Source organism: Mycoplana dimorpha (assembly GCF_003046475.1).
Taxonomy (GTDB): domain Bacteria; phylum Pseudomonadota; class Alphaproteobacteria; order Rhizobiales; family Rhizobiaceae; genus Mycoplana; species Mycoplana dimorpha.
Genome location: NZ_PZZZ01000002.1, coordinates 141,080 through 154,520 on the forward strand (window position 1 = coordinate 141,080; position 13,441 = coordinate 154,520).

Consider the following 13,441-nt stretch of genomic DNA (forward strand, 5'->3'; position numbering starts at 1 on the left):
GTGGTGACGACGGCTGAACCCCTTGGCCCTGACGAGATCGAACGGTACCGGCGGCATATCGTGCTCGCCGAGATCGGCGGTGCCGGGCAGCAGAAGCTCAAGAATGCCGCCGTGCTCGTCATCGGCGCCGGCGGCCTCGGGGCGCCGGTCCTGCAGTATCTCGCCGCTGCCGGCGTCGGCCGCATCGGCATCGTCGACGACGACACCGTCTCCCTCTCGAACCTGCAGCGCCAGGTGATCCATAACACCGCCGCGATCGGCCGAAGCAAGGCGGAAAGTGCGGCCGAGGCGATCGCTCTGCTCAACCCGCATGTCGCGGTGAGCGGCTTCGAGACGCGCTTCACGCCGGAGAACGGCCCGACGCTCTTGCAAGGCTTCGATCTTCTGATCGACGGGACGGACAATTTCGCGACACGCTATGCGGCGGCGGAGGTGGCAGAAGCCGTGCGCGTGCCGCTCGTCTCCGGTGCCCTCGGGCGCTTCGATGGTTCGCTGACGGTGCTGAAGCCGTGGGAGACGGCCCCTGACGGCCGGCAAAATCCGCGTTATCGCGACCTTTTTCCCGCCCCGCCGCCGCCCGGCGTCGTTCCCTCCTGCGCCGAAGCCGGCATTGTCGGCGCCCTCGCCGGCGTCATCGGCACGCTCATGGCCATGGAGGCGATCAAGGTGATCACCGGCGCCGGAGAACCGTTGATCGGCCGACTGTTGCTCTATGACGGGCTTGCGGCCCGGTTCGAGGTGATGCGCTACCGCCGCCGTGAAGCGGTGTAGCCGTCCGGGTCGGATTCAGCCGAGCCTTCTCAGTCGCGTCTCAGGTGCGCCCCGGCAACACGCGGTCCGGTGGGCGATGGCCATCGAAGAAGGTGCGGATGTTGATCACCACCTTCTCCCCCATGTCGATGCGGCCTTCGAGGGTCGCCGATCCCATATGCGGCAGCAGCACCACCTTGCCCTCCATCGCAAGGCGCACCAGCTTCGGATTGACCGCTGGCTCGTGTTCGAACACGTCGAGCCCGGCGCCGGCGATCTTGCCTTCCCGCAGGCACTTGATCAGCGCCGCCTCGTCGATGATGCCGCCGCGCGCGGTGTTGACGATGTAGCTCGACGGCTGCATCAGCGCCAGGCGCCGCGCGGACAACAGATGGTAGGTGGCGGGCGTCGAGGGACAGTTGACCGAGACGATGTCGACGCGCGCCAGCATCTGGTCGAGGCTGTCCCAATAGGTCGCCTCGAGCGCCTCCTCGGTGGCCGGGCTGACGCGGTGGCGGTTGTGGTAGTGGATCGACAGGCCGAAGGCCTTGGCGCGGCGAGCGACCGCCGTGCCGATGCGTCCCATGCCGACAATGCCGAGCCGCTTGCCCCAGATGCGGTGGCCGAGCATCCAGGTCGGCGACCAGCCGGCCCATTCCCCCTTGCGGTCGGTCAGGAGGTGAGCACCCTCGGCGAGCCGGCGCGGAACCGACAGGATCAGCGCCATGGTCATGTCGGCGGTGTCCTCGGTGAGCACGTTCGGCGTGTTGGTGACGGTGATGCCGCGACGGGCGGCCGCGTCGACGTCGATGTGGTCGACGCCATTGGAAAAGCTGGCGATCAGCTTCAGTTGCGGACCCGCCTGCTCGATGAGCGCGGCGTCGATCCGGTCGGTGACGGTCGGCACGAGCACGTCGTAGGTCTTCACCGCGGCGACGAGTTCCGGCTGGCTGCGCGGCGCGTCCTCGATGTTGAGCTCGGCGTCGAACAGTTCGCGCATGCGCGTCTCGACAACGTCGGGCAGGCGGCGGGTGAGGTAAACCTTCGGCTTCTTCCTGTTCGTCATTGTCCGTGCGGGCGTCCTGTTGACGGGTTTTTAACCAAGTTGGGCAAGAGTTGCTTCATCAAGGGCATTTTCTACCAGACCCCGTCGCGAACACAATCCGCTCCGAAAGCCGGTCCCGTGATTTGCGCCGGCGAGGTCCGGCTGCCATTGCTCCAGGTTGGAAGTGGGATCCTGTCATGCGTCGCTTACGTTTCCGCGGTTTCTCCGTCGCCCTCGCTGCTCTTGTCGTTGCCGGCGTACCGGCCGCCTTCGCGCAGGTCGCCAAGGGGCCGAGCGGCCTTCCCCTGCCACGCTTCGTCAGCCTGAAGGCCAAGAGCATCAATCTGCGGGTGGGCCCGAGCGTCGACTATGCGGTTGCCTGGCGCTACATGAAGTCCGGCGTGCCGGTCGAGATCATTCAGGAGTATGACAACTGGCGGCGCATCCGCGATGCCGACGGAACCGAGGGCTGGGTAAACCAGGCCCTGCTTTCCGGGGAGCGGACGGCCATCGCCGCGCCGTGGATGCGTGGCAAGGGGACCGACGTCTTCGTCGAGATGCGCAGTGCGCCGCAATCGTCGAGCGCAATCGTCGCCCGGCTGGAGCCAGGCGTGATGATCAAGATCGACGAATGCAATGGCGACTGGTGCCATGCCAACGCGCAAGGCACCGAAGGCTGGGTGCCGCAGGGCGAGGTCTGGGGCGCCTATCCGGGCGAAGCCTTCAAATAGAGGCCGTTCAGGCCAGCCCCGCCTCGGCTGCCGCCTCGGCGAGCGAAACCATCGGCCGCGGACCGATCTGCTCGATGACGATGCCGGCGGCGAGGCTGCCGAGCTTGCCGCAGACCTCCAGCGAACGTCCCTGCGTATAGCCGTAAAGGAAACCGGCCGCGTAGAGGTCGCCGGCCCCGGTCGTGTCGATGACGCGCTCGATCCGGCTCGCGTGCACGCGGGTCCGCTCGCCGCCGGCAAGCACAATCGAGCCTTCCTCGCTCATCGTGACCGCGGCCAGACGACAATCGGCGGCGATCATCGAGAGCGCCTGCTCGAAATCTTCGGTCTGGTAGAGCGCCAGCAGTTCGGCCCTGTTGGCGAACACGATGTCGACGGTGCCCGAGCGCATCAGCTCCAGGAATTCGTCGCGGTAGCGGTTGACGCAGAAGCTGTCGGACAGCGTCATCGCCATCTCGCGGCCGTTGGCGTGGGCGATGCGGGCGCAGGCGCGGATCGCCTCCTTGGCGCGCGGCGGATCCCAGAGATAGCCTTCGAAATAGGTGACCTTGGCGGCCGCCACGACCGCTTCTTCCACGTCCTCCGGCCCGAGTTCGACACAGGCGCCGAGATAGGTGTTCATCGAGCGCTCCCCGTCCTCGGTGACGAAGATCATCGAGCGCGCGGTCGGCGGGTGCCGGTCGAGCGGTCTCGTGGCGAAATGGACGCCCTGGGCGTGGATGTCGTGGGTGAAGATCTCGCCGAGCTGGTCGCTGGCAACCTTGCCGAAATAGGCGGCGCGCCCGCCGAAGCTCGCAATCCCCGCCGCCGTGTTCCCGGCGCTGCCGCCGGAGGCTTCGACCGCCGGGCCCATCCGCGCATAGAGCAGTTCGGCGCGCTCCGCATCGATGAGATTCATCGCGCCCTTGATGATGCCGTTGTCGGCGAGGAAGCGATCGTCGCAGCGGGCGATGATGTCGACGATGGCGTTGCCGACCGTCAGCACGTCGAATTGGGTCATGCGGATTCGTCCGTTTTCAGGGGGCGCCGATTAGAGTTCCGCCCGGCCGGTGGGCCAGGCGGCAGGGGCATGTCAGTCCTTGGCGCGCTCGACGTAGGAGCCGTCTTCGGTGGCGATGACGACGCGGGTGCCGGCGGTGATGTGCGGCGGGACGAGCGTGCGCAGGCCGTTCGAGAGCATGGCGGGCTTGTAGGACGAGGATGCGGTCTGACCCTTCACGACAGGCTCTGTCTCGACGATCTCCAGGACCACGTTGCGCGGCAGATCCAGCGCGATGGCGACGCCCTCGTGGGTGGACAGGATGACAGCCATGCCTTCCTGCAGATAGGCCTTGGCATCGCCGACGTCCTCGGCCGACATCGTCAGCTGGTCGTAGTTTTCCGGGTTCATGAAGTGGAAGCCGTCGCCGTCTTCATACAGGAAGGTATGCTCGCGGTCCTCGACATGGGCGCGCTCGACCTGCTCGGTGGTGCGGTAGCGCTCGGAGACCTTCACGCCGTCGGAGATGCGGCGCATGTCGATCTGGGTGACCGGGGTGCCCTTGCCCGGATGGAAATTCTGCGCGGTGAGAACTACGTAGAGTTTGCCGTCGACGTCGAGCACGTTGCCCTTGCGGACGGAAGAAGCGATGATCTTTGCCATAAGTCTTCCTTGTAACTGGAGCGGCCGCGTCGTAGAGGACGGTCAAGTTATCCCCGGGCCGCAAAAAGCGGGATCGGGCCGCAACTAGCCTAATTTCCGGCAAAACGCCAGCGCATCCGCCGGAATCCGATAGAAACTTGCCATGACCAAGAGCAGTCTCGCCCCGTCTCCCTGGTGGACGCCCGATGTCCATGCCGACCGCCGCCCCTTCCTTCTCGCCCGCAACCGCATCCAGGTGGCGCTGAGGGGCTACTTCGCCGAGCGGGACTTCATCGAGGTCGATACCGCAACACTGCAGGCCTCGCCCGGCAACGAGGCGCATCTCCACGCCTTCCGCACCGAGGCGATCGGGCATTCGGGCGCCGTGACGCCGCTCTACCTGCACACCTCGCCGGAATTCGCCTGCAAGAAGCTGCTATCGGCCGGCGAACGGCGGATCGCCTGCTTCGCCCATGTCTATCGCAACCGCGAGCGCGGGCCGTTGCACCATCCCGAGTTCACCATGCTGGAATGGTACCGGGCACACGAGGGGTACGACGCGCTGATGGACGACTGCGCCGCGATCCTGGCGCTTGCCGCAAGGACCACCGGCACGAGCCGGCTCATCTACCGCGGCGGCGAATGCGATCCCTTCGCCGCTCCGGAGCGGCTGACGGTGGCTGACGCCTTCATGCGCTATGCGGCTCTCGACCTGCTCGCCACGATCCGGCCGGACGGCTCGACCGATCGCGATGCGCTGGCGCATGCGATGGTGGCCGGCGGCTTGCGGGTCGCCGCAGACGACACCTGGGCCGACCTGTTCAGCCGCGTCCTCGTCGAGCGCGTCGAGCCAAATCTCGGCTTCGGGCGGGCGACGATCCTGTGCGAGTATCCGGTTGCCGAGGCGGCGCTGGCACGCCCCGCGCCGAACGACCCGCGCGTCGCCGAGCGGTTTGAGCTTTACGCTTGCGGCGTCGAACTGGCCAATGCCTTCGGAGAGCTGACGGATGCGGCCGAGCAGCGCCAGCGCTTCGGCCTGGAGATGGCCGAAAAGCAGCGGGTCTACGGTGAGATCTACCCCCTCGACGAGGACTTTTTGGCGGCCCTCGAAATCATGCCCGAAGCGAGCGGCATTGCGCTCGGCTTCGACCGCCTGGTGATGCTGGCGACCGGTGCGGCACGCATCGACCAGGTTATCTGGGCGCCGGTGGTGGAGACCTCGCCATGACCCTTGCGCGCACGCTGCGTTCGGTTGCCGAGCTGGAGAAGGCGAGGCTGATGCCCGCGGGATCCTCCGGGAGCCCGGTCGCGCGTGTCGGCGAGCGCTACGCGGTTGCGGTCACGCCCGCGGTCGCCGCCCTGATCGATGGTAATGATCCCAACGACCCGGTCGCGCGACAGTTCATTCCGGACGTCGCGGAGTTGACGGTGCTGGCGGAGGAACGCGCCGATCCGATCGGCGACCTCGCCCACAGCCCGGTCGAAGGCATCGTCCATCGCTACCCCGACCGGGTGTTGCTCAAGGCCGTGCACGTCTGCCCGGTCTACTGCCGGTTCTGCTTCCGCCGCGAGATGGTCGGTCCAGCGGGACTTGGCACGCTCACGCCCGAGGAGCTGGACACTGCGATCGGCTACATCGCCGCACACCACGAGATCTGGGAGGTGATCCTGACCGGCGGTGATCCGCTGGTCCTGTCCGCTCGCCGGCTCAGGGAAATCATGGAGCGGCTCGCCGCGGTCGATCACCTGAAGGTCGTCCGGTTCCACACCCGCGTGCCGGTCGTCGAGCCGGAGAGGATCGATGCGGACCTGATTGAGGCTCTCAAGGCATCGGGCAAGACGACCTATGTCGCCCTGCATGCCAATCATCCGCGCGAGCTGACCGCGCCGGCGCGTGCCGCCTGCGCCCGCATGATCGATGCGGGGATCGCGATGATCAGCCAGACGGTCCTGCTGAAAGGCGTCAACGACGACGCAGGTGTGCTGGCCGAACTGATGCGCGCCTTCGTCGAGAACCGCATCCGGCCCTATTACCTGCATCATCCCGACCTTGCGCCCGGCACCAGCCACTTCCGGCTGGGTCTCAACGAGGGCAGGGCGCTGGTGGAACAACTGCGCGGCCGGATTTCAGGCCTGTGCCAGCCGACCTATATCCTCGATATACCGGGCGGTCACGGCAAGGTGCCCGTGCTTTCGCCGGCCGTGCAGGACAGCGGTGACGGCTGTTTTCGCATTGTCGACTTCCGCGGCGGACAGCACCTCTATCCGCCGCAGCCGGTGAGTGAACCGTACGAGGCGCAAGGCTAGCGCCTCCCGCCGGCAAGGGATCAGAATTCCTCCCAGTCCGCGTCCTTGCTGGCTTCCGCGCGCGCGCCGAGCGCACCGAGCAGCTTCTGCTTCAACAGGTTCGCCGGTGAGGTGACGGCCCGCGATGTCGCGCTGGCGGCCTTCACGTTCCATTGGCCGCCGGACTTGCGCGGCAGCTGCGTGACGGTTCCAGCCAGAGGCCTCGCCGTCGAGCCCGCTTTCGCTGTCGTGACCGCGGCCGGCACAGTCTCAGCCACCGGCATGGCCTGATGGCTGGGTGCGCGTGCCGCATCGCCGTTGGCGACGCCGACGTTGAAGCGCGCGATCAGGGTGTTCAGCGCCTGCACGTCGTCGGCCATGCCGTGGCTCGCCGCAGTCGTCTCCTCTACCATTGCCGCGTTCTGCTGCGTTCCCTGGTCGATGCTGGCGACAGCGGTGTTTATCTCCGACAGGCCGCTCGCCTGTTCGCGAGCCGCCACCACGATCGCCTCCACGTGGCCGTTGATTTCCTGGACCTCCTCGACGATCGTTTCCAGTGCCTGTCCGGTCTGGTCGACGAGTGCGACGCCGTTCTGGACCTGTCCGCTCGAGGCGGTGATCAGCGCCTTGATCTCGCGCGCAGCCGTGGCCGAACGCTGGGCGAGTTCGCGCACTTCCTGGGCCACCACCGCAAACCCCTTGCCGGCCTCGCCTGCACGGGCAGCTTCCACGCCGGCGTTCAGCGCCAGGAGGTTCGTCTGGAAGGCGATGTCGTCGATTACGCCGATGATGTTGCCGATCTCGCCGGAGGAGCGTTCGATCTGCTGCATCGCGGAGATCGCGCGGCGTACGATATCGCCGGATCTTTCCGCCCCGTCGCGGGTGCGCGCTACAAGGGCGCCCGCTTCCTCCGCGCGGCGGGTCGAATCCTTCACCGTCGTCGTCACCTGCTCCAGCGCGGCCGCGGTCTCCTCGACCGAGGCGGCCTGGTGTTCGGTGCGGCGGGCGAGCGCGTCCGCCGCTTCCCGGATCTGGCGGGCGCTTGCATCGATCGTGCGGGCATTGTCGCCGACCTCGCAGAGCGCCTCCCTGAGGCGTGCAACCGAAATATTGAAATCCTGGCGGAGCCGGTCCAGATCGCCCTCGAACGGCGTCTCGATGGTGCACGTCATGTCGCCCGAGGCCAGGCTTTCGAGTGCATGCGCCAGCGACGCCATGGCGGCCTGGACCCTGGCGCTTTCCCGGTTGCGCTCCGCCTCGTGCGCCATGCGCTCGCCCTCGGCCAGCGCCCGGTCGGATGCGGCCTGCCGTTCCAGGCGCATGCGCTCGCCCGCGTTGTCGCGGAAGACGGCGACCGCCGCGGCCATTTCGCCGATCTCGTCGCGCCGCTCGGAATAGGGGATGTCCTGGCCGATGTTGCCGTCCGCCAGTTGCTTCATCGCGCCGGAGATGCCGTTCAGCGGCCGGACGACGCGGCGGTTGACGATGAAGATCGCCGCCGTGGCGAGTCCGACGGAGAGCAGAAGAGAGGCGATCGTCAGCTGGTACGCCAGCGCCTGTTCGGCGAGCGCCGCTTCGAGACCGCTCGCCGTGGTGCGCTCGTTGCTGGCGATGAGGCTCGCCAGCGCCGTCTTGATCCGGTCGGCCTCCTGTTTCATCGCGCCGTGGAAGATCTCAGCGGCCACGCCCTTGGCGGCCATGGCGGAGGCCTGCTTCAGCTTCTCCGATTCCGCCAGGTAGGCGGCGAAGATTTCCTTGATGGTGCCGACCACGCTTGCCGCCTCGCGATCATCGGCAATCGTAGCCGCGTAGCTATCGAACTGTCTCGCCAGTGCGTCGGCGCGCTCGGTGATTGTGGCCTCGATCGCCGTCAGTTCATCCGGGGTTCTCGTCAGCATGTGATCGGAGTAGCTGCTTTGCAGTTCCGCAAAGTCATGATTGATCTGGAGGATCATACGCAACTGCGGCATGCGTTCATCGCCGATGCGCTCGAACTGGTCGGTGATGGTCGAGAGCGAGCGGAAGGCAATCGCACCTTGCAAGACACCGAGCACCACCATCAAAACGAAGAGCGCGGGAAGAAGCCTGCTGATCCTGATCGTGCGCATGAAGTGTCCCCAAATATGCCTGTATAAACGTTTGCGCGGATTCTAGTTTCGGTTGTTTAACACGCACTTAATCGCCGGGCCCCGACGTCGGCTTGCGGGCCGGTCCTCCGGACCCTACATCGGCGCGACCAACAGGGAGAATACGGATGATTCTCGATGCGGCGCGACTGGCGCTTGCCAATCTCTTCGCGCCGGAAACCCGGCGGGTGTTCTGGAAGGTGCTTGGGCTCACCCTGTTGGCCTTGGTGCTGCTGTGGTTCGCCTTGCGGGAGAGCTTTGTCGCCTTCGCGCTGCCCTGGTTTTCCGGCTACCTGCCCGCCTTTCCGGACTGGGCCAGCTGGCTGACTGTCGTCGCCGGCATTTTCGCAAGCGTCGGCCTTGCGCTCTTGCTTGCGCTGCTGCTCGCCCCCGTCACGGCCGTCATCGCCGGGTTTTTCCTCGATGACGTGGCCGACGTGGTCGAGCGGCACGACTATCCGGCCGATCCGCCCGGCCGGGCGCTGCCGCTCGGCGCGGCGATTGCCGGCTCCGTCAAGTTTCTCGGGGTGGTGCTCGTCGGCAATTTCGTCGCGCTGCTGTTGCTCTTCGTTCCGGGCATCAACCTGGTCGCCTTTTTCCTGGTGAACGGCTACCTGCTCGGGCGCGAGTTCTTCGAGTTCGCCGCGATGCGCTTCCGGTCGCCGCAGGAGGCGCGGCTCTTCCGGGCCAAGCACGCATCCAAGGTGTTTCTAGCCGGCCTCGCCGTCGCCGCCTTCCTGGCCGTTCCGGTCGTCAATCTGCTTACGCCGCTGTTTGCCGCCGGATTGATGGTGCATTTGCACAAGCTGCTGTCGCGCGCCGATCCGGATTTTCGCGGCTAGCGTGAGCCTAGTCCGGAAGCGCCGACGGCTCGTAGTGCCCGGCAAACTCCTCGCTCGGCGGGATCGGCTTGATCACGTCGATTAATACGCCGTTTGGATCGGCCGTGATGAAATGGCGCTGGCCAAAGGCCTCGTCGCAGATCGGCTTCAGGATGGGCAGGCCGGCGGCGCGGCAGGCAGCGTAAATGGCGTCGGCGTCCTCCACCTCGAAGTTCAGAAGCAGGCCCGAGACTTTCCCTCGGGCGACCGCGGGGATCGTTTCGTGCTGTCCGTCCAGGACCGCCAGCGTCACGTGTTCGTCTTCGGTCGACTGGAGATGGACGTACCAGTCGCTGGTGAACAGGGGTTGGAAACGAAAGTGCGTGCAGTAGAAGGCGGCCGTGCCGGCGAGGTCGTCGGTCATGATGACGGGATAATAGCTGGTGGTCCGCATGGCTTCTCGTCCTCGTGGGGATGACATACAATCTGATTGTTTTTCATTTAGCGTGCGTGCAGAATGTATGTAAAGGGGTGAATTGTGAGCCGCAACAAGGAACGGACGGAAGCGACGCGCACGGCTCTGCTCGACGCCGCGCAACGGCTTTTCGTCGAGAGGGGTTACGCGGAGACGGCGACCCCCGACATCGTCGCCGCGGCTGGCGTCACGCGCGGCGCACTCTACCACCACTTCGAGGACAAGAAGGCGCTCTTCCTGGCGGTGGCCGAGCGGGAGGCGGCCGCCGTCGCGGCAGAGATCGAAACGACGGCCGCACCGGAGATGGACGCGCGCCTGGCGATCCTCAGCGGTGCGCGCGGCTACTTCGACGCGATGGCCGTCAATGGCCGCACCCGGCTGCTGCTCTTGGAGGCACCCGCCGTGCTCGGCGCGGATGCGGCCGCGGCTGTCGACCGGGACAACGCGGAGCGTTCTCTTCGCGCCGGACTTTCCGCCTTTCTGCGAAGGGATGATGGCCGGGATGCTCTTGCCGGGCAGTTGACCACGTTGCTCTCGGCAGCCTTCGACCGTGCCGCCCTGGAGATCGCGGCCGGGGCCGACCGAAAAGCCTATGAGGCCGCCCTTGCGGAACTGATCGACGGTCTTGCCCGGTAGATCGCCCCGGATCCCGGGGCCTCGTTACTGCGCCGCGGCGATCGCCTGCGGCGGCAGTTCCACGAGCGGGGCGGGGATATCGCAGGTCTTTTCCGGCGACTTGCAGATGTCGGCGATCACGCAGCGTTCGCATTCGGGCTTGCGCGCCTTGCAGACATAGCGGCCGTGCAGGATCAGCCAGTGGTGGGCGCGGTAGAGGTAGTCGTCCGGAATGATCCGCATCAGCCGGTCCTCGACCTCGTCCGGGGTCTTGCCGGGGGCCAGCAGGATCCGGTTGGCGATGCGCAGGATGTGCGTGTCCACCGCGATCGTCGACTGGCCGAAGGCCATCGACAGCACGACGTTGGCGGTCTTGCGGCCGACGCCGGGGAGCGTCACCAGCTCCTCGCGGGTGCGCGGCACCTCGCCGCCGAAATCGTCGATGAGCTTCTGGCTGAGCGCGATCACGTTCTTCGCCTTGTTGCGGTAGAGGCCGATCGTCTTGATGTAGTCGCGCACCTTCTCCTCGCCGAGCGCCAGCATCTTCTCCGGCGTATCGGCGACGGCGAAGAGGGCGCGGGTCGCCTTGTTGACGCCGGCGTCGGTCGCCTGGGCCGAAAGCGCCACCGCGACGACGAGGGTGAACGGATTGACGTGCTCCAGTTCGCCCTTCGGTTCCGGCCGCTGGATCGCGAAGCGGCGGAAGATCTCGCGGATCTCGTCCGGCGAATAGGCACTCCGGGTCTTGGCGCTGCGGCGCTTCGGTGCCGCGCGCGCGGGGACAGCGGCAGGTGATTTCGGTTTCGCGTTCTTCATGATCCCTCTATATTCGTCGGCCATGAGCGATGGCAACGACGATATCAACCTCAACGAGCGGCCTGTGTTCTTCGCCGAACTGAGGCCGCATCGTTCGCTCGGCCGCAAGGGGCACCTGATCTTCTTTCTCGTCGCCGGTGCGCTGACCATCGCCCACATGGCCGTCTTCCTGATATCCGGTGCCTGGCCGATCATGATGTTCTTCGGCGCCGATTTCCTCATCCTGTTTATGGCCTTCTGGTTCAACAATCGCGCCGCGCGTGCCCGCGAACTGGTCGCGCTGTCGCGGACCAGCATCCTGGTCCGCAAGCTGGCCCCCTCCGGCCGCGAGACCGCGCACGACTTCAACCCGTTCTGGGCGCGCTTCCATGTGTCGCGACGCCGGGAGGTAGGCATCACCGACATGGCGATCAGCGGGCAGGGTCGGCGAACGGACGTCGGCGGATTTCTGCACCGGGAGGATCGCGAGCGCTTCGCGACCGAATTTGCCGGCGCCTTGGCCCGCGTCAAGCGCGGGCATTGAGAATGCCGCAGGTTTCGGGTGGCGTAGCAGCGCGCGGCGTGTTTTCCTGATGGCAACAGGAGAAGACCGATGAACATCGCCGCCACGCTGAAATCCGACATCACTCCCGAAGGGTCGGACTACGAGACCGTCCGCAAGGTCATCGAAATGATCACCGAGGACTATCGCCACCAGCCCTCGCTTGATGATGTCGCCATGCGCCTGGGGCAGTCGCCCACCCAGTTGCAGAAGACGTTCACACGCTGGGCCGGCCTCTCGCCGAAGGCCTTCCTCCAGGCCGTCACCCTCGACCACGCCAAGCGCCTGTTGCGGCAGGAATCGATGCCGCTGCTCGAAACCAGCTTCGAGGTCGGCCTGTCAGGTCCCGGCCGCCTGCACGACCTGTTCGTCACCCACGAAGCGATGTCGCCGGGCGAATGGAAGGCGCGGGGGGCGGGGCTGACGATCCGCTATGGGTACCACGTGTCGCCCTTCGGGCTGGCGCTGGTGATGGCCACCGACCGCGGCCTTGCCGGCCTTGCCTTCGCCGACGACAGCGACGAGGAGGCGTGCCTTGCCGACATGACCTGCCGTTGGCCGAACGCCGTCTATGTCCACGACCAGGAGGCGACAGCCGCCTATGCGCTCCGCATCTTCGACTCCGCGCGGTGGAACCCGCAGCAGCCGCTGCGCATCGTCCTGATCGGTTCGGACTTCCAGATCCGCGTCTGGGAGGCGCTGCTGCGCATTCCGATGGGCCGGGCCGTCACCTATTCGGATATTGCCGGGCAGGTTGGCCAGCCGACGGCGTCGCGCGCGGTGGGCGCTGCCGTCGGCCGCAACCCGCTGTCCTTCGTCGTGCCCTGCCACCGCGCCCTCGGCAAGGGTGGCGCACTCACCGGCTACCATTGGGGCCTCACCCGCAAGCGGGCGATGCTCGGCTGGGAAGCGGGCAGGGCCTGAACGAAAAAGGGCCGCAGCTTGCGGCCCTTTTCATCGGATTGACCGAGCGTTCAATGGGCGCCGGACATGTCGCCCAGCACTTCCTTCGAGGCGACGGTGGAATCGGCGTTCAGCTTGTAGATCATCGGCACGCCGGTCGCGAGGTTGAGGTTCAGCACCTGCTCCTTTGTCAGCCGGTCGAGAACCATGACGAGGGCGCGCAGCGAGTTGCCGTGGGCGGCGACCAGCACCTTTTCTCCCCGCAGCACGCGCGGCAGGATCTCCGTCAGGTAGTAGGGCCAGACGCGGGCGCCGGTGTCGCGCAGGCTTTCGCCGCCCGGCGGCGGCACGTCGTAGGACCGGCGCCAGATATGCACCTGCTCCTCGCCCCACTTGGCCCGCGCATCATCCTTGTTGAGACCGGAAAGATCGCCGTAGTCGCGCTCGTTGAGCGCCTGGTCGCGGATCGTTTCGAGATCGGGCTGGCCGACATTGTCGAGCACCATCTGGCAGGTCCGCTGCGCCCGGATGAGGTCCGAGGTGAAAGCGATGTCGAACTTGATGCCGTAGTCGGCGAGCGCCTTGCCGCCGGCATTGGCCTCTTCCACGCCGAGCGGCGTCAGGTCGGGGTCGCGCCAGCCGGTAAACAGGTTCTTCAGGTTCCATTCGCTCTGGCCGTGGCGAACAAGGACAAGGGTGCCGCTCATGTGG

The 13,441-nt window shown here is 66.4% G+C and carries 15 protein-coding genes; 8 read left to right on the forward strand and 7 right to left on the reverse strand.

Going from position 1 to position 13,441, the window contains the following annotated elements:
• The first annotated feature begins 3 nt into the window (after positions 1 to 3).
• Positions 4 to 771 (forward strand): molybdopterin-synthase adenylyltransferase MoeB, encoded by a 768-nt coding sequence (gene moeB, locus C7449_RS04215; protein ID WP_245414287.1) that lies wholly within the window; start codon positions 4 to 6, stop codon positions 769 to 771.
• Positions 772 to 811: 40 nt separating this feature from the next.
• On the opposite strand, the gene C7449_RS04220 is transcribed toward moeB, so the two are convergent.
• Entirely contained in the window at positions 812 to 1,816 is a 1,005-nt protein-coding gene (locus C7449_RS04220; protein WP_108001548.1) for a 2-hydroxyacid dehydrogenase, read from the reverse strand.
• Between the two features lie 176 nt (positions 1,817 to 1,992).
• Here C7449_RS04220 and C7449_RS04225 point away from each other — a divergent pair, with 176 nt between their 5' ends.
• On the forward strand, positions 1,993 to 2,526 hold the full coding sequence (locus C7449_RS04225; protein ID WP_108001549.1) for an SH3 domain-containing protein: 534 nt from the start codon (positions 1,993 to 1,995) through the stop codon (positions 2,524 to 2,526).
• Positions 2,527 to 2,533: 7 nt separating this feature from the next.
• Here the strand turns inward: C7449_RS04225 and C7449_RS04230 are convergent, their stop codons facing one another.
• Both C7449_RS04230 and efp read right to left on the reverse strand, forming a co-directional pair.
• A complete protein-coding gene (locus tag C7449_RS04230) occupies positions 2,534 to 3,526 on the reverse strand; it encodes an adenosine kinase (protein ID WP_108001550.1) in 993 nt (330 codons plus the stop codon).
• Between the two features lie 72 nt (positions 3,527 to 3,598).
• The gene (gene efp, locus C7449_RS04235) at positions 3,599 to 4,168 is read right to left on the reverse strand and encodes an elongation factor P (RefSeq protein ID WP_108001551.1); all 570 of its coding nucleotides are present in this window, start codon (positions 4,166 to 4,168) and stop codon (positions 3,599 to 3,601) included.
• A gap of 142 nt (positions 4,169 to 4,310) precedes the next feature.
• On the opposite strand from efp, the gene epmA reads away from it, so the two are divergent.
• Both epmA and C7449_RS04245 read left to right on the forward strand, forming a co-directional pair.
• On the forward strand, positions 4,311 to 5,375 hold the full coding sequence (epmA, locus tag C7449_RS04240; protein WP_108001552.1) for an EF-P lysine aminoacylase EpmA: 1,065 nt from the start codon (positions 4,311 to 4,313) through the stop codon (positions 5,373 to 5,375).
• Positions 5,372 to 6,454 carry a lysine-2,3-aminomutase-like protein gene (locus C7449_RS04245; protein ID WP_108001553.1) on the forward strand — a complete coding sequence of 361 codons (1,083 nt, stop codon included), beginning with the start codon at positions 5,372 to 5,374 and terminating at the stop codon, positions 6,452 to 6,454. The genes epmA and C7449_RS04245 overlap by 4 nt, the downstream gene beginning before the upstream one ends.
• Positions 6,455 to 6,474: 20 nt before the next feature.
• Here C7449_RS04245 and C7449_RS04250 read toward each other — a convergent pair whose 3' ends face one another.
• Positions 6,475 to 8,541, reverse strand: a complete 2,067-nt coding sequence (locus C7449_RS04250; protein WP_108001554.1) for a HAMP domain-containing methyl-accepting chemotaxis protein — start codon at positions 8,539 to 8,541, stop codon at positions 6,475 to 6,477.
• A gap of 146 nt (positions 8,542 to 8,687) precedes the next feature.
• Between C7449_RS04250 and C7449_RS04255 the strand changes: the two genes are divergently transcribed.
• Positions 8,688 to 9,401 (forward strand): sulfate transporter family protein, encoded by a 714-nt coding sequence (locus tag C7449_RS04255; RefSeq protein ID WP_108001555.1) that lies wholly within the window; start codon positions 8,688 to 8,690, stop codon positions 9,399 to 9,401.
• A 7-nt stretch (positions 9,402 to 9,408) separates the two neighbouring features.
• Here the strand turns inward: C7449_RS04255 and C7449_RS04260 are convergent, their stop codons facing one another.
• A complete protein-coding gene (locus C7449_RS04260; RefSeq protein WP_108001556.1) occupies positions 9,409 to 9,834 on the reverse strand; it encodes a VOC family protein in 426 nt (141 codons plus the stop codon).
• Positions 9,835 to 9,918: 84 nt separating this feature from the next.
• Here C7449_RS04260 and C7449_RS04265 point away from each other — a divergent pair, with 84 nt between their 5' ends.
• Positions 9,919 to 10,491 carry a TetR family transcriptional regulator gene (locus tag C7449_RS04265; RefSeq protein ID WP_108001557.1) on the forward strand — a complete coding sequence of 191 codons (573 nt, stop codon included), beginning with the start codon at positions 9,919 to 9,921 and terminating at the stop codon, positions 10,489 to 10,491.
• Positions 10,492 to 10,515: 24 nt separating this feature from the next.
• Here C7449_RS04265 and nth read toward each other — a convergent pair whose 3' ends face one another.
• Positions 10,516 to 11,286, reverse strand: coding sequence for an endonuclease III (gene nth, locus C7449_RS04270; protein WP_108001558.1), 771 nt, complete (start codon positions 11,284 to 11,286; stop codon positions 10,516 to 10,518).
• 22 nt (positions 11,287 to 11,308) lie between these two features.
• Here nth and C7449_RS04275 point away from each other — a divergent pair, with 22 nt between their 5' ends.
• Positions 11,309 to 11,809 carry a DUF2244 domain-containing protein gene (locus C7449_RS04275; RefSeq protein ID WP_108002047.1) on the forward strand — a complete coding sequence of 167 codons (501 nt, stop codon included), beginning with the start codon at positions 11,309 to 11,311 and terminating at the stop codon, positions 11,807 to 11,809.
• Between the two features lie 69 nt (positions 11,810 to 11,878).
• Entirely contained in the window at positions 11,879 to 12,751 is an 873-nt protein-coding gene (locus tag C7449_RS04280; protein WP_108001559.1) for a methylated-DNA--[protein]-cysteine S-methyltransferase, read from the forward strand.
• Positions 12,752 to 12,801: 50 nt separating this feature from the next.
• Here C7449_RS04280 and C7449_RS04285 read toward each other — a convergent pair whose 3' ends face one another.
• The gene (locus tag C7449_RS04285) at positions 12,802 to 13,437 is read right to left on the reverse strand and encodes a 2,3-bisphosphoglycerate-dependent phosphoglycerate mutase (RefSeq protein WP_108001560.1); all 636 of its coding nucleotides are present in this window, start codon (positions 13,435 to 13,437) and stop codon (positions 12,802 to 12,804) included.
• Positions 13,438 to 13,441: the final 4 nt, after the last annotated feature.